Origin of the sequence: Prosthecobacter sp. SYSU 5D2 (assembly GCF_039655865.1) — a bacterium.
In the GTDB taxonomy this organism is placed as follows: Bacteria; Verrucomicrobiota; Verrucomicrobiia; order Verrucomicrobiales; family Verrucomicrobiaceae; genus Prosthecobacter.
This window is the reverse complement of sequence record NZ_JBBYXL010000007.1, coordinates 340163-357196: the sequence shown is the minus strand read 5'-3', so window position 1 is coordinate 357196 and position 17034 is coordinate 340163. Positions and strand designations below refer to the sequence as shown.

General features: G+C 58.7%; 20 protein-coding genes and 1 tRNA gene. 7 read left to right on the top strand and 14 right to left on the bottom strand.

The window, feature by feature from the left end:
- Positions 1–10: 10 nt before the first annotated feature.
- The gene (locus WJU23_RS14265) at positions 11–1426 is read right to left on the bottom strand and encodes a sulfatase-like hydrolase/transferase (protein WP_346333262.1); all 1416 of its coding nucleotides are present in this window, start codon (positions 1424–1426) and stop codon (positions 11–13) included.
- Between the two features lie 172 nt (positions 1427–1598).
- Between WJU23_RS14265 and msrA the strand changes: the two genes are divergently transcribed.
- Entirely contained in the window at positions 1599–2222 is a 624-nt protein-coding gene (msrA, locus tag WJU23_RS14260) for a peptide-methionine (S)-S-oxide reductase MsrA (protein ID WP_346333261.1), read from the top strand.
- A 111-nt stretch (positions 2223–2333) separates the two neighbouring features.
- Positions 2334–2834, top strand: coding sequence for an MscL family protein (locus tag WJU23_RS14255; RefSeq protein ID WP_346333260.1), 501 nt, complete (start codon positions 2334–2336; stop codon positions 2832–2834).
- 47 nt (positions 2835–2881) lie between these two features.
- On the opposite strand, the gene aroC is transcribed toward WJU23_RS14255, so the two are convergent.
- The 3 genes from aroC to WJU23_RS14240 form a co-directional block, all read right to left on the bottom strand.
- Positions 2882–3964, bottom strand: a complete 1083-nt coding sequence (gene aroC / locus WJU23_RS14250; protein ID WP_346333259.1) for a chorismate synthase — start codon at positions 3962–3964, stop codon at positions 2882–2884.
- Between the two features lie 284 nt (positions 3965–4248).
- Positions 4249–4995, bottom strand: a complete 747-nt coding sequence (gene rnc / locus WJU23_RS14245; RefSeq protein ID WP_346333258.1) for a ribonuclease III — start codon at positions 4993–4995, stop codon at positions 4249–4251.
- Positions 4996–5061: 66 nt separating this feature from the next.
- A tRNA-His gene (locus tag WJU23_RS14240) sits at positions 5062–5136 on the bottom strand.
- Positions 5137–5391: 255 nt separating this feature from the next.
- Here WJU23_RS14240 and infA point away from each other — a divergent pair.
- Together infA and WJU23_RS14230 are read left to right on the top strand one after the other, a co-directional pair.
- The gene (gene infA, locus WJU23_RS14235) at positions 5392–5640 is read left to right on the top strand and encodes a translation initiation factor IF-1 (protein ID WP_346333313.1); all 249 of its coding nucleotides are present in this window, start codon (positions 5392–5394) and stop codon (positions 5638–5640) included.
- A gap of 5 nt (positions 5641–5645) precedes the next feature.
- Positions 5646–6194 (top strand): ribonuclease H-like domain-containing protein, encoded by a 549-nt coding sequence (locus WJU23_RS14230; RefSeq protein WP_346333257.1) that lies wholly within the window; start codon positions 5646–5648, stop codon positions 6192–6194.
- Between the two features lie 67 nt (positions 6195–6261).
- Here WJU23_RS14230 and WJU23_RS14225 read toward each other — a convergent pair whose 3' ends face one another.
- The 10 genes from WJU23_RS14225 to WJU23_RS14180 all read right to left on the bottom strand — a co-directional run bounded on the left by WJU23_RS14225 (position 6262) and on the right by WJU23_RS14180 (position 14036).
- Complete coding sequence (locus WJU23_RS14225; RefSeq protein ID WP_346333256.1) at positions 6262–7182, bottom strand: endonuclease/exonuclease/phosphatase family protein; 921 nt, start codon at positions 7180–7182, stop codon at positions 6262–6264.
- Positions 7183–7206: 24 nt separating this feature from the next.
- Complete coding sequence (sufD, locus tag WJU23_RS14220) at positions 7207–8565, bottom strand: Fe-S cluster assembly protein SufD (protein ID WP_346333255.1); 1359 nt, start codon at positions 8563–8565, stop codon at positions 7207–7209.
- Positions 8566–8658: 93 nt separating this feature from the next.
- Positions 8659–9027, bottom strand: coding sequence for a hypothetical protein (locus WJU23_RS14215; protein WP_346333254.1), 369 nt, complete (start codon positions 9025–9027; stop codon positions 8659–8661).
- A gap of 10 nt (positions 9028–9037) precedes the next feature.
- On the bottom strand, positions 9038–9394 hold the full coding sequence (locus WJU23_RS14210) for a hypothetical protein (protein WP_346333253.1): 357 nt from the start codon (positions 9392–9394) through the stop codon (positions 9038–9040).
- A gap of 27 nt (positions 9395–9421) precedes the next feature.
- Entirely contained in the window at positions 9422–9646 is a 225-nt protein-coding gene (locus WJU23_RS14205; RefSeq protein ID WP_346333252.1) for a hypothetical protein, read from the bottom strand.
- Complete coding sequence (gene sufB, locus WJU23_RS14200; protein WP_346333251.1) at positions 9646–11064, bottom strand: Fe-S cluster assembly protein SufB; 1419 nt, start codon at positions 11062–11064, stop codon at positions 9646–9648. Before sufB ends, WJU23_RS14205 begins: the two co-directional genes overlap by 1 nt.
- 39 nt (positions 11065–11103) lie before the next feature.
- Positions 11104–11619 carry a YcxB family protein gene (locus tag WJU23_RS14195; protein ID WP_346333250.1) on the bottom strand — a complete coding sequence of 172 codons (516 nt, stop codon included), beginning with the start codon at positions 11617–11619 and terminating at the stop codon, positions 11104–11106.
- Positions 11620–11627: 8 nt separating this feature from the next.
- Positions 11628–12383 (bottom strand): Fe-S cluster assembly ATPase SufC, encoded by a 756-nt coding sequence (sufC, locus tag WJU23_RS14190; RefSeq protein ID WP_346333249.1) that lies wholly within the window; start codon positions 12381–12383, stop codon positions 11628–11630.
- A gap of 36 nt (positions 12384–12419) precedes the next feature.
- Complete coding sequence (locus tag WJU23_RS14185; protein ID WP_346333248.1) at positions 12420–12875, bottom strand: transcriptional repressor; 456 nt, start codon at positions 12873–12875, stop codon at positions 12420–12422.
- Positions 12876–13097: 222 nt separating this feature from the next.
- Positions 13098–14036, bottom strand: coding sequence for an alpha/beta hydrolase (locus WJU23_RS14180; protein WP_346333247.1), 939 nt, complete (start codon positions 14034–14036; stop codon positions 13098–13100).
- A 141-nt stretch (positions 14037–14177) separates the two neighbouring features.
- On the opposite strand from WJU23_RS14180, the gene WJU23_RS14175 reads away from it, so the two are divergent.
- The 3 genes from WJU23_RS14175 (at position 14178) to tpiA (ending at position 16906) form a co-directional block, all read left to right on the top strand.
- Positions 14178–14654 carry a cupin domain-containing protein gene (locus WJU23_RS14175; RefSeq protein WP_346333246.1) on the top strand — a complete coding sequence of 159 codons (477 nt, stop codon included), beginning with the start codon at positions 14178–14180 and terminating at the stop codon, positions 14652–14654.
- 116 nt (positions 14655–14770) lie between these two features.
- Positions 14771–15985: a phosphoglycerate kinase gene (locus WJU23_RS14170; protein ID WP_346333245.1), complete on the top strand. Its 1215-nt coding sequence runs from the start codon at positions 14771–14773 to the stop codon at positions 15983–15985.
- 123 nt (positions 15986–16108) lie between these two features.
- Positions 16109–16906, top strand: a complete 798-nt coding sequence (gene tpiA / locus WJU23_RS14165) for a triose-phosphate isomerase (protein ID WP_346333244.1) — start codon at positions 16109–16111, stop codon at positions 16904–16906.
- Positions 16907–17034: the final 128 nt, after the last annotated feature.

Below are 17034 nucleotides of genomic sequence, written 5' to 3'. Positions count from 1 at the left end.
AAAAGACGCCTCAGTCCTTGTAATCCTCCCCGTTCAGACTCCGCGCCACACTCTCCAGCCACTCCTCCAGCGCCATCTGCATCTGCGGCACCCTCTCCGGCTGTTCGGCAAAGAGCACGCGGCTTTCCGCAGGGTCCGCATTCAGATCATAGAGCTCCCAGTCCACCTGGCCTTTTTTGTCTTCCTTGCGGTGCAACTTCCAGTTCCCGTCCATCCAGGCCGCATGTCCTGGAAACCGGTTCACCGGCACTGCCTCGCCGATCTCCCCCGCCTTCGTAAACAGCCTCTCGGGATCCGTCGGTTCCTCTCCCTTCGCCTGCGCCTCCAGCAGATCCTTCATCCAGGCATCCGATGGAGTTGACACCCCCTTTTCAAAACGGTCCCAGAAGCCAATCGGCTGGATCCGCCTCTTCTCCGTCCCCTCCAGGAGCGGCAGCAGATTCACGCCATCCAGCGGCCTCGTTTCTTTTTGCTCCACCTTCGCCATCGCCAGCACCGTTGGGAAAATGTCGCAGGTTGTCGCCGGGGCAGTAATCACCTTCGGCTCCTTGAACAGTGCTGGCCATTCCAGCAGTGCCGGCACCAGCAGCCCCCCTTCATAGACCTTCCCCTTGTTCCCTCTCCGCCCACCGCTGGAGCCGATCTTCGGCAGCGCCCCATTGTCACTGCAGTACCACAGCACCGTGTTCTCGCTCAGCTCCAGGTCCTTCAGCTCCTGCCGGATGCGGCCAAAGGCCCGGTCCATCGCCGTGATCTCTCCATAAAAATCCCGCACATTCTTCGGCTGGTCCGCATACAGCTCCCGGTCCGCTTCCAGCGCCTGGTGCGGGCTGTGCGGCGAGCCAAACCACACCACCGCCAGGAAACGCTGCTTTTGGTTAGACCGCTCCCGGATATACTGGATGGCCAGGTCCGCCGTCACATCTGAGCTGTCCCCCGTGAACTGCTTCGCCACGCCCTCATCACTCAGCAGCGGATCCACATCAAAGAAATTAGGCGCCGAGATCCAGTGGTCGAATCCGCTCGCTCCTGGGCTCACCGGACTCGCCTTTTGCACCCCGCCCAGGTGCCACTTGCCGTAGTGTCCTGTCACATACCCGGCCTCCTTCAGCACCTCCGCCACTGTGACCTCCTGCGGCCTCAGCGTGTGGCCCCAAGAAAAGCAGCCAAAGCGGTTCGGTGTCCGCCCCGTCAGCACGCTCCCTCGCGTGGGCGAGCACACCGGTGCCGCCGCATGAAAGTTGTCAAAGCGGATCCCCTCTTTCGCCATCGCATCAAAGTGCGGCGTCTTCAGATGCGGATGCCAGTTGTAGCCCATGTCTCCCCAGCCCTGATCATCCGCCATCACCAGCACAATGTTCGGCGGTTCCGTCGTAATCGCGTGGGCGGAGACAGCAGTCAGCAGGGCAAAAAGGATCGCTTTCATAAGTCAGGTCAGTTTGCCCAAGCGTAAGGATTCATGACAACGATGTCCAGACTGCCTTGCATGGGAATATTCTCTCCGCCTGTCTCTCCCAACCAGGAAAGCACACCCGGGTGAAAGTTTACCCCCATTTGCAACGCATCATCAGTCGCAATCTCCGCCGACCTCACGGACCATGAAAACCCTCCTTTCCATCCTCGCCGCCATGTCCACCGCCATCGCCCCAGCCATCGCTGCCGATCCTGCCCCTGCTGCCGCGTCCGGCAAAACTGAACTCGCCGTCCTCGGTGGCGGCTGCTTCTGGTGTACCGAAGCCCAGTATGAAATGCTCAAAGGCGTCAAAACCGTCGTCAGTGGCTACTGCAACGGCACCAAGGAAAACCCCACCTATAAAGAAGTCTGCACCGGCGAGACCGGCCACAACGAAGTCATCCAGATCGAATACGACCCCGCCGTCATCACCTACAAGGAGATCCTCGACTACTTCTGGATCGCCCACGACCCCACCACCCTCAACCGCCAGGGCAACGACATCGGCACCCAATACCGCTCCGGCATCTATTACATGAACGACGAGCAGAAAAAGCTCGCCGAGGAGTCCATGAAAGCCGCCCAGAAAGACTGGGACCAGCCCATCGTCACCGAGATCGTCCCGTTGAAAAAATTCTACGTCGCCGAAGACTACCACCAGGACTACTTCATCAACAATCCCAACCAGGGATATTGCCGCGCCGTCGTCAGCCCCAAGGTCTCCAAATTCCGCGCCAAGCTGGCCAAAGAAGGCAAGTTTAAAGAGTAATTCTCTCCTTTTCTTCGCGGTCTCGCATGCAACCGGGCACCGCTTTTGCTCCGATGGTATAAAGTCTGTTGGGCGGCCTCATCGCCGCTCAACTTTTTTTCATACCCGCGCATGAATCTTCCGCACCTGCATTCCCCCGCTGTCTTGGACGAATTTAAAAAGTTCATCCTCAAGGGTAACGTCGTCAGCCTCTCCACTGGCGTGATCATCGGCTCTGCCTTTAACAACATTGTGACCGCCTTCACCAAAGGAATCGTCGAGCCGATCCTGGCCATCTTTGGCGGCAGCAACCTTGGCACCTCCAACTGGAAGTTTCAGATCTGGGAAAAGATGACCAAGGTCACGGAAAAGGTCAACGGCACTGAGGTGACCACGGAAAAAATGGTCCCCGTCCTCCTGGATGTCGGAGCCATTGTCGGGGCCGTGATCGGCTTCCTTATCACCGCCGCCATCGTCTTTTTTATCATCGTCAAGCCGACCAACAAGCTCCTGGACCTGGTCATCACCAAGGACACTCCCCCCGCCGCCATGCCCCCCGATGTCGCCCTCCTCACCGAGATCCGCGACATGATGAAACGCCAGGAAGAAGCCGCCGGCCGCCCCACCGCGTGATTTAAGGAGAGGCGGTTGCCAAGTGCCTTCTTCTCTCCCCGTTCTTTCTACGCCCCATTCTGCGCCCGCTGCCGCAGCCAGTGGTCCGCCAGCACCAGGTGTACCATCGCCTCCACCATGGGCACCGCGCGCGGCAGCACACAGGCGTCGTGACGGCCGCGGGCGGATAGCGTCGTATCCTCACCCGTATTCGTCACCGTCTTCTGCTCGCGCAGCACCGTGGCCGTAGGTTTAAAAGCCACGCGGAAGACGATCTCCTCGCCGTTGCTAATGCCGCCCTGGATGCCGCCGCTGCGGTTGCTCCGCGTGCGTACCTGGCTGCCGTCCATGTAAAACTCATCATTGTGCTCCAGGCCCGTCATCAGCGTGCCGGCAAAACCGCTGCCAATTTCAAAACCCTTCGTCGCAGGCAAACTCATCATCGCCTTGGCCAGATCGGCTTCCAATTTGTCAAAAACCGGCTCACCCAGTCCTGGCGGCACGCCGCGCACCACGCACTCGATCACCCCGCCGACGCTGTTGCCCTCGCTGCGCACTTTTTCAATTAGCTCGATCATCCGCTCTGCCGCTTCGGGATCACAGGTGCGGACGATGTTGGATTCGATCAGCTCCGCCGTCAGTTTTTCCGGGATCTTCGCTTCCAGGTGCTGGATCGTCTTCACATAGGCCAGGCATTCGTAGCCCTTTAACGACTGCTGGAGCATCTTGCGGGCGATCGCCCCGGCTGCCACCCTGCCGATGGTCTCACGGGCGCTGGAGCGGCCTCCGCCGGAAACGGCCCGGATGCCGTACTTGGCATCATACGTATAGTCCGCGTGGCTCGGACGGTAGGCCTGCGCCATCTCCGTATAGGCCGATGGCCGCTGGTCCGTATTGCGGACGAACAGGCCGATGGGCGTGCCCAGCGTCATTCCATCCAGCACGCCGGACAGGATCTCGGCCTTGTCGTCCTCTTTCCGTGGAGTCACAATCTTGCTCTGCCCAGGACGGCGGCGATCCAGCTCCTGCTGGATGTCCTCCACCGTCAGCGGAATGCGTGGCGGGCAGCCGTCTATGACCACCCCCACTCCGGGACCGTGGGATTCACCCCAAGTGCTGATGCGGAAGAGAGTGCCGAGGCTGCTGGACATAGACTGCCTATGATGGGCGGCAAGGATGCCAGTGCAAGCAAAGCTGCGTTTCCATGCAGTTATCCCGCTTTTGCACAGCTTCTATGATTGAATAAGGTAAAGCTCAATAAATCTCCTTATCCGTATAGGCTGGGTATAAGTCCAACAAGCCTGTTCCTCTCCCAAAATGGGGACGTTCCACACTCCGATTCATTGCGGACAAAATTGCGCAAAGCCTGTGTATGCGCATCAACAAGTCTCAGTTATGAGGTTTGCTCGCAGACTTGAGGTGAGTTATCGGCCCGTTACTCACAGTTTTTTACAGTAGTTATGGGATTATTAATATTTAAGCTAACCAGACTTTTTAGCTGCACCATAAGCGTTGGAGATTCCAGGGCGGATTTGGCCGAGGCCGTCTCAGCTTCTTTCTTGCTGCTGCCTGTGCCGGTGCCCAGCACGCTGCCCATCCAGTTCACACTCGCTTCGAAGCATTTGGCGTGGTCAGGCCCGCTTTGGCTGAGGATCTTGTAATGCGGCGGTGTCGGCCCCACCGCTTGGATGATCTCCTGGAGCTGGCCCTTGGGATTCGGATCCCCAGGGCTGACGAGCAGCTTTTCGAGATCTTCGCGAAACAGGTGCTGCGTCAGCTTTTGCGCCTCCACCAGTCCACCGTCCAGATAGATGGCACCGGCCACAGCCTCCAGGACATCCGCTAGCGTATTCTCCCGCTCGCGCCCGCCATTGGCCTGCTCCCCCTTCCCCATGATGATGAAGCGTCCCAGCTCCAGCCGCCGGGCGACGGCTGCCAGGGCCTTTGTGGAGACGATCTGTGCCCGCAGTTTGGTGAGCTGTCCTTCATCGGCTTTGGGCAGCCGTTGGTAAACCATTTCCGACAGCATGAGCTGCAACACGGCATCGCCAAGAAACTCGAGCCTTTGATTGTCCGCCTGCGCCCGCTGAGCCTCGTAACCGACACTTCCATGGGTGAGGGCCATCGTCAGCAACTGACGATCCTGAAAAGTGTAACCGAGGACAGATTCTAGCACTTCCATGGGCGAAGGGGAAAATTCACAGCTTCGTTTCAGACCGGGGAAAGGCCGTCAACGTGAACGGCAGGGTGGGGTGATCGACGGGGCTCGAACCCGCAACAACCAGAATCACAATCTGGGGCTCTACCATTGAGCTACGACCACCATCTGAGAACTAGCGAAGCGCAACATAATGCACACAATGGAGTGCGCCAGCACTTTTTCTTCCGCCTGGCAGTTAAGATTGCCCTCGACAGATAAATTAGGAGTTGTCAATGGCCCACACGCGCAGCACTCTAAGACCGCCCGGTTTTCTGAAAAAACCGCGCTGTGTCATCTATGCCTCCTCCTCGTCGAAAGAACAACAACCGTGGCGGTCCTCGCCGCTCCTCGGGGCCGCGTGGTGGTTCCGGCCGCCACATGCCGCCGCCCCCGTCCCCTGAAGACGAACTCAAGCAGAAAGAGGAGGCCATCGAGCTGGACGGAGTCATCTCCGCAGTTCTCGCAGGTACCATGTTCCGCGTGAAGCTGAAGAACGGTCACGAAGTCCTGGCCCACATTTCCGGCAAAATGCGCAAGCGTTTCATCCGTCTGGTCATCGGCGACAACGTGAAGATTGAAATGTCGCCCTACGACATGGACAAAGCCCGCATCGTCTATCGTCTCTGAGCGCGATGGCCCGGGACATCGTTTACTTCGACCTGGAAACCCGCCGTACCGCCAATGATGTGGGCGGCTGGGGGAACAAGCACAAGATGGGCATCTCTGTCGGTGTGACCTACAGCACCAAGCTAGGCGAATATCGCATCTTCCTGGAAGAGGAAACGTCCGACCTCATCTATCAGCTCACACGCGCCGATCTTGTCGTCGGTTTCAACCATGTCAGCTTCGACTATGAAGTGCTCATGGGCCACACCATCTTTGACTTCCGCGAGCAGGTGCGGGACCTGGACCTGCTGGTGGATCTGGAAAAGAAACTCGGTCACCGGCTGAAGCTGGATGCCGTTGCCTCCGCCAGCCTGGGCACCGGCAAAACGGCCGATGGCCTCGATGCCATCCGCTGGTGGCAGCAGGGCAAGATCGCCGAGATCGCCGAATATTGCGCCTTCGATGTGAAGGTGACCAAATGCGTCCATGAATTCGGGGCCAAAAACGGCTTCGTCAAATACCATGACCGCAATGGCCGCGAGCAGCAGGTGGCTGTGGACTGGTCCGTGGATTGAAGTGAAGCGGCCACTCCTGGCTGCTTGGGCATTGGTCTTCTTCCAACAGCAGCCAGGAGTGGCCGCTTCACTTCGCCTTCCGCCTCAGCGTCACCAGCAGGGCTGCATGGTCGCTGTGGTCTAGCTTCCAGATCTTGTGTGCCTCCAGCACCACCCAGTCCTGGCCTAACCAAAGTTGATCCAGACTGAGCAGCGGCAGCCCGATGGGCCAGGTTTCCTTGAACCCCTGCCCTGCCACCTCCATGGCATTGGTAAACTCTGCCCGGTAGTCTTTGAAAAGCGGCGATTCCAAAGGCGTGTTGAAGTCACCGACCAGCAACGCATCTGGACGGCCCTGTGCATAGGAGAGCGCCTCAGCAAGCTGGCCTTTCCGCCAGTGGAAAGGATGAGGATGAACATCCGCCACAACGACCGGGAAGGCAGGTCCCAAGCCGGTCACTTCAAACCGTGCAAAGGCTCCCATGCCCTCCAGCTTGCCCCGGTCGCGATACCGTGATTCCACCCGTGAAACCCAGAGCACTCCACGCGGCATCCAGCTCACTTCATACCCCGGCAGCAGCGATTCATAAACCCGGCAGCGCTCCTCCATGCCCTTGCGACCCGGCTCCACAAAGGTGGCGATGTGCGGCTGATGCTCCCTGACCAAATCCACCATCCCCTGATGAATGCCGGTCGGGTGGGACAGATTCCAGAAGAGGATGCGCACTTCACTGGAGTCATCGCGGACCAGGCTTGTATCCGGTCCCCTGCCCCAGGAGCTCATCATCCACGTTGAAGCCAGCAGGAGGCTCACCACTCCAGCGGCCAGGCGCAACTGACGGCCTGCTTTTGGCCAAACCAAAAGTGTAACAGCGAGCGCCAGCAGGCAGGGCTTGGGCATCGCATAGTACAGCAGGCGCAGGCCGAACAGATGATCCTTGATGACGAACTGCAACAGCAACCCCAGCAACAGAACGCCCCAGCCTGCGAGCAGACTGAGGCGTAGCATGCGGGTCAGGATCATCGCCGATGATCAAACAGCACGTTCGAGCTTTTCGTCAATGCGGGCGACCAGGGTGTCCAGCACCTCGCTGTTGCCAAAGCGCTTCAGCACGTCGGCCAGGAAACCTTCCACAATGAGCTTGCGGGAATCAATGTCGCTGATGCCGCGTGCCTTCAGGTAGAAAAGCTCTTCATCACTGATGGGGCCGCTGGTGGCGCCGTGGCTGCACTTGACCTGGTCGGCATTGATCTCAAGTCCAGGCAGGGAGGTGGCTTCTGCTTCGTCGCTGTTCAGCAGGTTGCGGCAGGTCTGGTAGGCATCGGTGTAGTGGGCGCTTTCATCCACGGTGATGAGGCCGCTGAAAATGCTCCGGGACTTGCCATAGAGGGCGTTTTTGTAAAGCAGGTCGCTGGTGGCGTGAGGTGCCTTGTGGTTCTGCAAGGTCCGCTGGTCCACGATCTGGTCGCCGATGGGCATCGAGACGCTGAGCATGTCGCTGCGGGCACCCTGACCGATGAGGTCGCTGACGGTCTCACTGCGGCTGAACTCGGCACCCAATTGCACCTGGAAGCTCTTCACGCTGGCATCACGGCCGGCGACGATGCTGGAAAGGTGCAGCGCCTGTGCATCATCCGCCAGCTCCTGGCAGGCGGCATACGTGATGCGGCCACCGTTACCGCTGACCAGATCCGCCACAGCAATGCTGAGCCCGCCTTCACCTTCGAGGCTGCGGTAATGGTCCACCACGCTGACCTCAGAGTTGTCACCGCTAACAATGAGTGTGTGCGGGAAAATGGCGGCATGATCACCCACCACCCAATGGAAGACCTCGATGGGTTTTTCGATGGTCACATTCTTCGGCAGCACGATCACCGTGCCCGCCTTGACATGCGCCAGATGCAGCGCGGCAAACTTGGCTGACCCCAGCGTCATCTGCCGCTTCATGAAGTGCTCCTTCAGGACCTCACCATGAGATTTCAATGCTTCGGCGAAGTTCACGCAGACCACACCGGCCGGCAGGGCATCGGTTTCAGAGAGAACCAGTTCATCATTCACAAAGACAAAACGCGCCGTGCGTTCCTTCAGCCCTTCGGAGGCCGCAATGGCTGCCTGCTTCTGGGCTTCCGTGACTGCAAGGGCGGGGCTGTGCTCGGCCAGCTCGATCTTCTTCGCGTTAGAATAACGCCAGCTCTCATCCTTGATGCTGGGCACTGGCAGCTTTTGGAACTCCTCCCAGGCGGCTTCCGTCCGTGCCAGAAACCAGCCTGGAGCAGAGGTTTCATCACGCACAGGCGCAATGACTTCAAGACCGGAAGGAGCAGAGATGGCGGGAGTATCGGACACAGGATGGGGGTTGAGTTTGGGAGTGGGTGAAAGAGTGGCGGGCATGAATGATTTCTGGCTAGAATGAAAAAGTGAAGCTCGGGCCATGATTTGGCCTTACGATTGAAAGTCTGGAAGTTGCGGAATGGCTGCGCTGCATCATACAGCACCTCCTTGTTTGAGGCTTTCCACCTGGGCTGCCAGGTCATTGATAATCGTTAGCAAATGGATCTGCTGTTCCAGCGCCTGCCATTTTTGAAAGGAGGCTCCGCAGGCGACGGCTGCCAGCACGAACAAGGGCATCTGGACCCGCATCACCGGGTGATCCAGGCCTTGGCTGTTGGACTCCCCTGTGAAGGCCACCATGAGCACCACCAGAAGAATCATCGCGGCTCCCAGAAGAACTATGGCAGTCCGATAAGCGGCCCGGCTGCGGCGCTGCAAGCTGGCCATCAAAGCAGCACGCGCGGCCTGATCACCGCGCGCCTGGCGGGAATCATTTTCGTGCTGGAGAAGCTGGGCTAGCATGACGATGAGCTTAGGGATTGAAGGACTCTAATAACGGCTCGGCTTCGGCCTGACCGTTGGCCACTTCCATCATGCGCATGACTTTGATCTGGGTGTCCAGAGCGAAAAAGCGGCTGGTTTCGGAGATGGCGACAGCGATTAAAGAGAGCAGCCCGAACCCTAAAAGTCCCGGGACTAACCAAGAAGAGGACCACGAAACCTGGGTGGTCATAACGAGCGCAATCAATAGCCCAACAGCGGCCGCGCTTATCGAGAATAGCACCGGCAGACAGTGCTTCCGCCGTGCTTGAAGACTGGCCAACAATTGCCGACGCACCGACTTGTGCTTGGCGGCGTTGGCAAATTGTTGGTCGCTCTTCTCGAACATACGGGTGGTCTGGTGATAAAGTCCAGGTCAGGGATGCCCTGCGGAACCAGGTCTTTCTGTTGTGAATTTCGTCTGCTGGATAACCAAAAGCTGGTCAAGTTTATCTTCGATGGTATCCAGGCGGTCACGCAAACTACGAACTAAGCGAAAGCCCCAGATGAAGACAATCAATCCTATCCAAAGCGGCAGCTGGGTAATGAAAACCGCGTAAAAGACATCTGGGACAGTCACCATAGTCGAGAGCATGTCCATCACCCCACGCTGCCCTCCATTTCGAGGTCAATGAGGCGCTTGAGTTCGACGCTGTATTCCATGGGGAACTCTTTGACGAGGTCGTTGATGAAGCCGTTGACGCTGAGGCTCATGGCTTCGGCTTCGCTGAGGCCGCGCTGCATGAGGTAGAAGATCTGGTCGGCGCTGACCTGGCTGACGCTGGCTTCGTGCTGGGTGGAGTGCTGGTTGCCGCGCACGCTGATGGCGGGGTAGGTGTCGGTGCGGCTGTTGGTGTTGATCAGCAGGGCATCGCACTCGGTGTTGTTCTTGCAGCCTTTGAGGTGCTTGGGAATGTGGACCAGACCACGATAGGTGCTGCGGCCTTCACCGATGGAGATGGACTTGCTGATGACGTTGCTGGTGGTGTCATCCGCTGCGTGCACCATCTTGGCACCGGTGTCCTGGTGCTGGCCGCTGTTGGCCAGGGCGATGCTGATGACCTCGCCACGGGCGCGTTTGCCCTTCATGATGACGCCGGGGTACTTCATGGTCAGGCGGCTGCCGATGTTGCAGTCGATCCAGCGCACTTCGGCATCTTCATGGGCGATGCCGCGTTTGGTGACGAGGTTGAAGACGTTGCTGCTCCAGTTCTGCACGGTCACGTATTGGATTTTTGCGCCTTTCATGGCGACGAGTTCCACGACGGCACTGTGCAGGGTGGCGGTTTCAAATTTGGGGGCGGTGCAGCCTTCCATGTACATCAGCTCCGCGCCTTCATCGGCAATGATGAGCGTGCGCTCGAACTGGCCGAACTGCTCGGAGTTGATGCGGAAGTAAGCCTGCAGGGGATGCTTCACCTTCACGCCCGGAGGCACGTAGATGAAGGAACCGCCGGAGAACACGGCGCTGTTGAGGGCGCTAAATTTGTTATCGCCCGTCGGGATGACTTTGCCGAACCACTTCTTGAAGATCTCGGGGTGCTTGTGCAGGCCCTCGGTGCTGTTGACGAAGATGACTCCCTGCTCTTCTACGGCGGCCTTGATGTTGGAGTAAGCGGCCTCAGAGTCATACTGCGCCTCCACGCCGGCGAGGAATTTGCGCTCCTGCTCCGGGATGCCCAGGCGGTCAAAGGTGCGCTTCACGTCCTCTGGCACGTCGTCCCAGGAACGCTTCGGCTTCTGCCCGTCGGAGAGGTAGTAGCGGAACTCGTCGAACTTGATGTTCTCCAGGTCCTTGGTGGCCCAATGTGTGGGCATGGGCTTGCTCTGGAAGATTTTGAGCGCCTTGTGGCGGAACTCGCGGATCCAGTCCGGGTCGTTTTTGACATCGGCGATGAAGTCCACCGTCTTTTCGGTGATGCCGAAGCCGGAGTCGAATTTGTTGCGCTCAGGGAACGTGAAGTCCCCCACGCTATCAACCTTGATGTCGGAAATGTCGTTGTCTGGGGCGGTGACCATAATAAGAAAGTTTTCAGTGTTTAGTTTTCAGTGTTCAGTTCAGCCGATTTTGGAATGCTTGGTCTTTTCGGCGATGAGCTGGAGGAAGCGATTGTAGTCGGCCTCGGAGGCGAAGGCGGTTTTGGGGAGCCAGTTGAAGGCTCTTTTGTGACTGTAAATCATAGCACCATCAGGTGTTGAGATACTCTCAATGAAGTAGTCCCAATCAAACTTCCCCTCTCCTAGTGGCATTCTCACCAATAATCCTTCATCACTGAACTGGTATGACACCGTAGTTGCGAAAGATGGAGAAGTTTTCAAGCCTCGCAGGTAGATTCGCGGCCCCAGCCAATAAACCAATGCTATTAAGATCGCGGCTCCCACCAAAAACCAATACTGCGGGAACATTTGGATTTTACCCTGGCTGAGAATTGAGGGAACGGTGGAGATAACAACCAATGCAACAGCCACCCAAAATGGCCAGCCAAATGCTGAGGAGCGACGTCTGTGCCATTTGTAACCCGCCAACATTGTTGGAGAATCAAAAGGCATTGAAGCTGTAATCTCTTCGTTCATCAAATTGGTTAGGCAGCCGCGAGCAGCTCTTCCTTGACCCAGTCGTAGCCTTTTTCTTCGAGCTTGAGGGCGAGTTCCTTACCGCCGGTGTGGACGATCTGGCCGTCCATCATGACGTGGACGATGTCGGGCTGGATGTAGTTCAGCAGGCGCTGGTAATGGGTGATGACGAGGAAACCGCGGTTCTCGCTGCGCATGGCGTTGACGCCGCGGGAGACAACCTTGAGGGCATCAATGTCGAGGCCGGAATCGGTTTCATCAAGGATGGCGTACTTGGGCTCCAGCATCATGAGCTGGAGGATCTCGTTGCGCTTTTTCTCGCCGCCGGAGAAGCCTTCGTTGACGCTGCGGCCGGTGAAGCTGCGGTCCATTTCCAGCTGGTCCATGCGTGCATAGAGCTGCTTGTAAAATTTGATGGCATCAATGTCCTCGCCTTTCGGCAGGCGGGCCTTGAGGGCGGCGCGGAGGAAGTTGGCGTTGCTGACGCCGGGGATCTCATGCGGATACTGGAAGGCCAGGAAGAGGCCGGCGCGGCTGCGGGCATCCACGGCCATGTCCAGGATGTTTTCGCCATCCAGGAGGACTTCGCCGCCGGTGACTTCGTAGTCTTCGTGGCCACAGAGGACCTTGCTCAGGGTGCTTTTGCCGGAGCCATTGGGGCCCATGATGGCGTGAACTTCACCAGGATTAATCGTGAGGTTGAGGCCTTTGAGGATTTCGCGGCCGGGGATCTGGGCGTGGAGTGCTTTGATTTCGAGGGACATGAGGGAGGGGAAAATTTATGACTTACGATTTATAATTTATGATTTGCTGACGCAGGCGGAGCAGGTGCCGTGGATGGCGATGTCCATGCGGGTGACCTTGGTGCCGGTGGGCAGGTTCCAGAATTTGGCGGGGTCGAAGTCGGCGGCAGGATGGGCGTCAATGACCTTGCCGCAGGTCTCGCAGTGGAAGTGGACGTGCTCGTGCAGATTCGCGCAGTAGCGGGACTGACCGCGCTCCAGCTGGACCTGGCGGATGAGGCCGTGGCTGGTCAGGTGTTCGAGACAGTTATAGACGGTGGCCAGGGAGATGCTGGGAGAGCGCTCTTTGACCTTGGCAAAGAGGTCGTAGGCAGTGGGGTGGTCGTTGGACTCAGCCAGGGCCTGGAAAACTTCCCGCCGGTGCGGGGTGAGGCGGGCATCGGTGCCCAGCACGGCCAGACGGCAGTCCAGGCCGCTGGGCTTGGGGGTAGAACGTGGGGATGGGGTCGCCATAGTTAGGTTAGAATTAGAATTGGAATGATTCTAATGTAATCGGTACGCGGCAGAATCAAGGGCGGATTTAGGAATTGAGGTGCATGTTTCTGGAGCGGGAGACAAATATGATGTTAGATAATATAATATATCATTAATGAAGTAGAGAGCTGGTGCCAGGCTTCTAGGGAGGAACACAGTGCCTGGGGCCGCGCTCGGGAGGCCAGTGGGGACCCAACGGTGCTACTCGAGGTGCTTCAGTAAGAAGGCGACGGTACGAGCCTGGATTTCGGCGAGGGCGGGCTGGATGTTGTCGCCACTAAAGCCGTGACCGGCGCCTTTGGAGATGAGGCACTCGATGGGGATGCCCTTGGCGGTGGCGGCATCGCGGAGGGCGAGGGCGTTGCTGTGGTTGAGGACGACATCGGCATCGCCATGGGCGACGAAGATGGGCGGGCTGCCCGGGCGGAGGAGCTCGATGGGGCTGAGCTTCAGGGCGAGGTCGCGTTTTTCCTCCAGCGGCCCGCCGAGGAGGGGGAGGAGGCGCTGGGGGCGCTCAAAGTTGCTGCCCTTCATGAGCTCGCGATCCACAAAGGAGACGAGGGGATAATACGAGGCCACGCAGCGGACCTGGACAGGCGGGCCAGAGATGGTGGGATCGCAGGGATAATCAGCCTCCTGGCCAAGGGCGGTGACAAGGGTGAGATGGCCGCCGGCGGAGGAGCCGAAGGTGCCGATGCGGTCCGGATCGAGACCGTATTCGGCAGCATGCCGGGCCAGGAAACGGACGGCGTCTTTGCAGTCGGCCACGGCATCGTTGGCGGTGGTGGGTTTTCCGTCCACCAGGCGGTACTCGATGCTGGCGCAGGCGATGCCATGCTGATTGAGGCTGCGGACGACGCCGATGATGTCCTGGCGGAGAACTTTGTATTTGTCACCGCCGCCCCAGCCGCCGCCGTGGATGTAAACGACGAGGGGGGCCTTTTCGAATTTCTTCTCCGCAGGCTGGAAAAGCATGAGGTCCAGCTTTCGGCCACCGGCTTCTTTGAAGACGATGTTGTTGATGATTTTGAGGTCCTCAGGGAAGCGCGGCACTTTGGTAGAGACACCTTTTGGAGCGGCGAGCGCAGTGGAAAGGAGCAGTAGACTGTTGAGGGCGAGGAGGAAAAGGGGGCGGCTCATGGAAGGGGCGTGGGTTAAGAAGAGAGCGCTGGTAACGAAGCGCAGAGGAATTTGTCGCAGCGGGTTTTGGGGGTGTTTGAATAGGGTCTTATCAGGGGTTGCCAGCGCCGGTCCGTTTCATCATTGTAAATCCTCATGCCCATGAACCTCACGCACGCTGAAGATCTGCCCTGGACGACTCAAAGCTCACCGAAGGGCAAGTATGGGGTGATGCGAAGGGCGCTTTCGCAGGGGGCGGGGGGTGGGAAGGATGTGGGGACTTGGGGCGGGGGGCATCCGTTTGAGGTGGAGATCCACCGGGTGGCACCCGGGAAGATGAATTTTCCTCTGCATGAGCACTCGGCGCAGTGGGAGGCTTATTACATCCTTTCAGGCAGGGGCCAGGTGCGTGGGGCGGAGGGGAAGGAGGGGATCCGGGCGGGGGATTACCTGGTGTTTCCGCCGGGGGAGGCACATCAGATCATTAACGACGGGGAGGAGGACCTGACCTTCATGGTCATCGCGGACCAGCCGCAGGCGGATGTGATCCATTATCCGGACTCGGGCAAGTGGCTGGTGAAGCCGCAGAAGAAGGTGTTTGAGATGAAAGCGGTGGAATATTTTGAGGGGGAGGAGTGAAGGGTGCGTCCTCGGAGGCGGGGACGGGGAACGAAATTTTTACGAGCACCCTGCACGCTCTGTGCTAAACATCACGCCCCGCCTTGCCTGGCGGGCTTAACTTACCCTTCTGAATCATGCCCAAAAAGACCATCCGCGACATCGAACTGAGCAACAAACGCGTCCTCGTCCGTGTGGACTTCAACGTGCCCCTCGACGAGAAAGACGGTGCGATGGTGATCACGGACGCGACGCGCATCCAGGAGACGCTGCCGACGCTGAAGTACCTCATTGAAAAAGGCGCGAAGGTGATCCTCTGCAGCCATCTGGGCCGCCCGAAGGGACAGCGCGATCCGAAGCAGTCCCTGGCCCCGGTCGCCCCGGCGCTGAGCGAGCTGCTGGGCTGCCCGGTGGAGTTTTCTGAAGAAACCACGGGTGAAGCGGCGAAGGCGAAGGCCCTGGCGCTGCCTGCCGGCGGCGTGCTGCTGCTGGAAAACACCCGCTTCCATGCCGGTGAAGAGAAAAACGACGCGGAACTGGCCAAGGGGCTGGCGGACCTGGCCGAGATTTTTGTGAATGATGCCTTTGGCTCGGCCCACCGGGCGCACAGCTCCACAGCGGGTGTTGCGGATCATCTGCCAGCGGTTTCCGGTCTGCTGATGGAGAAGGAGCTGACTTACCTGCACGACGAACTGGAGAACCCGGAGCGTCCGTTTGTGGTGATCCTGGGTGGTGCAAAGGTCAGCGACAAGATCGGTGTCATCAACCGTCTGCTGGAAAAGGCGGACACAATCATCATCGGCGGCGGCATGGCCTATACTTTCCGCAAGCTGGTGCAGGGCATCACGATTGGCAAAAGCCTGTATAAGGCCGAGTGGGAGCCCATCGCCCAGGCGGCGATTGACAAGGCCAAGGAGCGCGGTGTGAAGCTGCTGATTCCCGTGGATGCGCTGATCACAGATGCGTTTGATTTTGATGCCAAGAAGCTGGGCAATACGAAGTACACGGGCGTGAATGAAGACATCCCGGACGGCTGGGAAGGTGTGGACATCGGGCCGGAATCCGTGAAGCTTTTTTCTGAAGAAATCGCCAAGGCGAAGACCGTGATCTGGAACGGCCCGATGGGCGTTTTTGAGATCAAGGAATCGGCCAAAGGCTCCTTTGATGTGGCTGCGGCCATCGCTGAGAACTCCGCTGCGAAGACCATCATCGGCGGTGGCGACAGCGTGAAGGCGGTCAAAAAAGCCAAGCTGGATGACAAGATGACTTTCATTTCGACAGGTGGCGGTGCCTCTCTGGAACTCCTTGAGGGTAAAGTCCTTCCGGGGGTGGCCTGCCTGCAGGAGAAATGAAACGATGCTGAATTTGGCTGTGGTTGGCGGTTCCCGAAACTCCGCCCGCCACGGTCTGCCGGAATAACAACCTCTGCCCAAACCTCCCGACAGCGGGACATCCATTCAACACTCACCTCACCTATGACACACGTTCGCAAGCCTATCATCGCCGCCAACTGGAAGATGCACATGACGCCCCAGGAGACGGATGACTTTCTCCGTGCCTTCTCCCGCCTGGTGCCGGAAAAATGCCCGGTGCAGATCGTCATCGCGCCGCCTTCCGTCAGCCTTGCCCGTGCCCAGGAAGTGCTGAAAAATGCACAGGAAGACTGCGTGGAACTGGCCGCCCAAAACATGAGCCAGCACCCTGCCGGAGCCTATACGGGCGAGATCAGCGCGCGGATGATTCTGGAGTGCGGCTGCAAGCACGTCATCCTGGGCCATAGCGAGCGCCGCAGCCTTTATGGCGAGACGAACGCAGTCGTGAACGCCAAGCTGCTGGCGGCATTGGAAGCCCGCTTGCACCCCATTCTTTGCATTGGTGAAACTCTAGAAGAGCGGGATGGCGGCCTCATCGAAAAGGTGCTGGAAAGCCAGCTTCGCGAGTCATTGGCCGAAGTGGGCGCCCGCCGTGTGCTGGACTGCGTGATTGCTTATGAGCCCGTCTGGGCCATCGGCACCGGCCGCACGGCCAGCCCGCAGCAGGCCCAGGAAGCGCATGCCTTTACCCGCAGTGTGCTCACGGACATGTTTGGTGAAGACACCGCGCAGAAGCTGCGCATCCAGTATGGCGGCAGCGTGAAGCCTAACAACATGGGCGAACTGATCAGCCAGAAGGATGTGGACGGTGCTCTGGTGGGCGGTGCCAGCCTGGAAAGCGGCAGCTTCTGGGAAATTTGCCGGGCTTCGATCGACTGGATCAACGCCCAGCAGGCGTAGTTTCGTAAAAGGTCTTTTTGACCTGCGCCACCGGGTTGCTGGCGGCGCAGGTTTTCAGAAAAACTTGGGAATTTTCCCAGCTTGTCATGTGCGGCACGACTCCATCCTTGCACTGGCAGGGTGTGAGT

What these genes read in the sequence shown, in the direction of transcription:
- WJU23_RS14265 (WP_346333262.1), bottom strand. Translation starts at nt 1,426, where the DNA reads ATGAAAGCGATCCTTTTTGCCCTGCTGACTGCTGTCTCCGCCCACGCG.
- msrA (WP_346333261.1), top strand. Translation starts at nt 1,599, where the DNA reads ATGAAAACCCTCCTTTCCATCCTCGCCGCCATGTCCACCGCCATCGCC.
- WJU23_RS14255 (WP_346333260.1), top strand. Translation starts at nt 2,334, where the DNA reads ATGAATCTTCCGCACCTGCATTCCCCCGCTGTCTTGGACGAATTTAAA.
- aroC (WP_346333259.1), bottom strand. Translation starts at nt 3,964, where the DNA reads ATGTCCAGCAGCCTCGGCACTCTCTTCCGCATCAGCACTTGGGGTGAA.
- rnc (WP_346333258.1), bottom strand. Translation starts at nt 4,995, where the DNA reads ATGGAAGTGCTAGAATCTGTCCTCGGTTACACTTTTCAGGATCGTCAG.
- infA (WP_346333313.1), top strand. Translation starts at nt 5,392, where the DNA reads ATGCCGCCGCCCCCGTCCCCTGAAGACGAACTCAAGCAGAAAGAGGAG.
- WJU23_RS14230 (WP_346333257.1), top strand. Translation starts at nt 5,646, where the DNA reads ATGGCCCGGGACATCGTTTACTTCGACCTGGAAACCCGCCGTACCGCC.
- WJU23_RS14225 (WP_346333256.1), bottom strand. Translation starts at nt 7,182, where the DNA reads ATGCTACGCCTCAGTCTGCTCGCAGGCTGGGGCGTTCTGTTGCTGGGG.
- sufD (WP_346333255.1), bottom strand. Translation starts at nt 8,565, where the DNA reads ATGCCCGCCACTCTTTCACCCACTCCCAAACTCAACCCCCATCCTGTG.
- WJU23_RS14215 (WP_346333254.1), bottom strand. Translation starts at nt 9,027, where the DNA reads ATGCTAGCCCAGCTTCTCCAGCACGAAAATGATTCCCGCCAGGCGCGC.
- WJU23_RS14210 (WP_346333253.1), bottom strand. Translation starts at nt 9,394, where the DNA reads ATGTTCGAGAAGAGCGACCAACAATTTGCCAACGCCGCCAAGCACAAG.
- WJU23_RS14205 (WP_346333252.1), bottom strand. Translation starts at nt 9,646, where the DNA reads ATGGACATGCTCTCGACTATGGTGACTGTCCCAGATGTCTTTTACGCG.
- sufB (WP_346333251.1), bottom strand. Translation starts at nt 11,064, where the DNA reads ATGGTCACCGCCCCAGACAACGACATTTCCGACATCAAGGTTGATAGC.
- WJU23_RS14195 (WP_346333250.1), bottom strand. Translation starts at nt 11,619, where the DNA reads ATGAACGAAGAGATTACAGCTTCAATGCCTTTTGATTCTCCAACAATG.
- sufC (WP_346333249.1), bottom strand. Translation starts at nt 12,383, where the DNA reads ATGTCCCTCGAAATCAAAGCACTCCACGCCCAGATCCCCGGCCGCGAA.
- WJU23_RS14185 (WP_346333248.1), bottom strand. Translation starts at nt 12,875, where the DNA reads ATGGCGACCCCATCCCCACGTTCTACCCCCAAGCCCAGCGGCCTGGAC.
- WJU23_RS14180 (WP_346333247.1), bottom strand. Translation starts at nt 14,036, where the DNA reads ATGAGCCGCCCCCTTTTCCTCCTCGCCCTCAACAGTCTACTGCTCCTT.
- WJU23_RS14175 (WP_346333246.1), top strand. Translation starts at nt 14,178, where the DNA reads ATGAACCTCACGCACGCTGAAGATCTGCCCTGGACGACTCAAAGCTCA.
- WJU23_RS14170 (WP_346333245.1), top strand. Translation starts at nt 14,771, where the DNA reads ATGCCCAAAAAGACCATCCGCGACATCGAACTGAGCAACAAACGCGTC.
- tpiA (WP_346333244.1), top strand. Translation starts at nt 16,109, where the DNA reads ATGACACACGTTCGCAAGCCTATCATCGCCGCCAACTGGAAGATGCAC.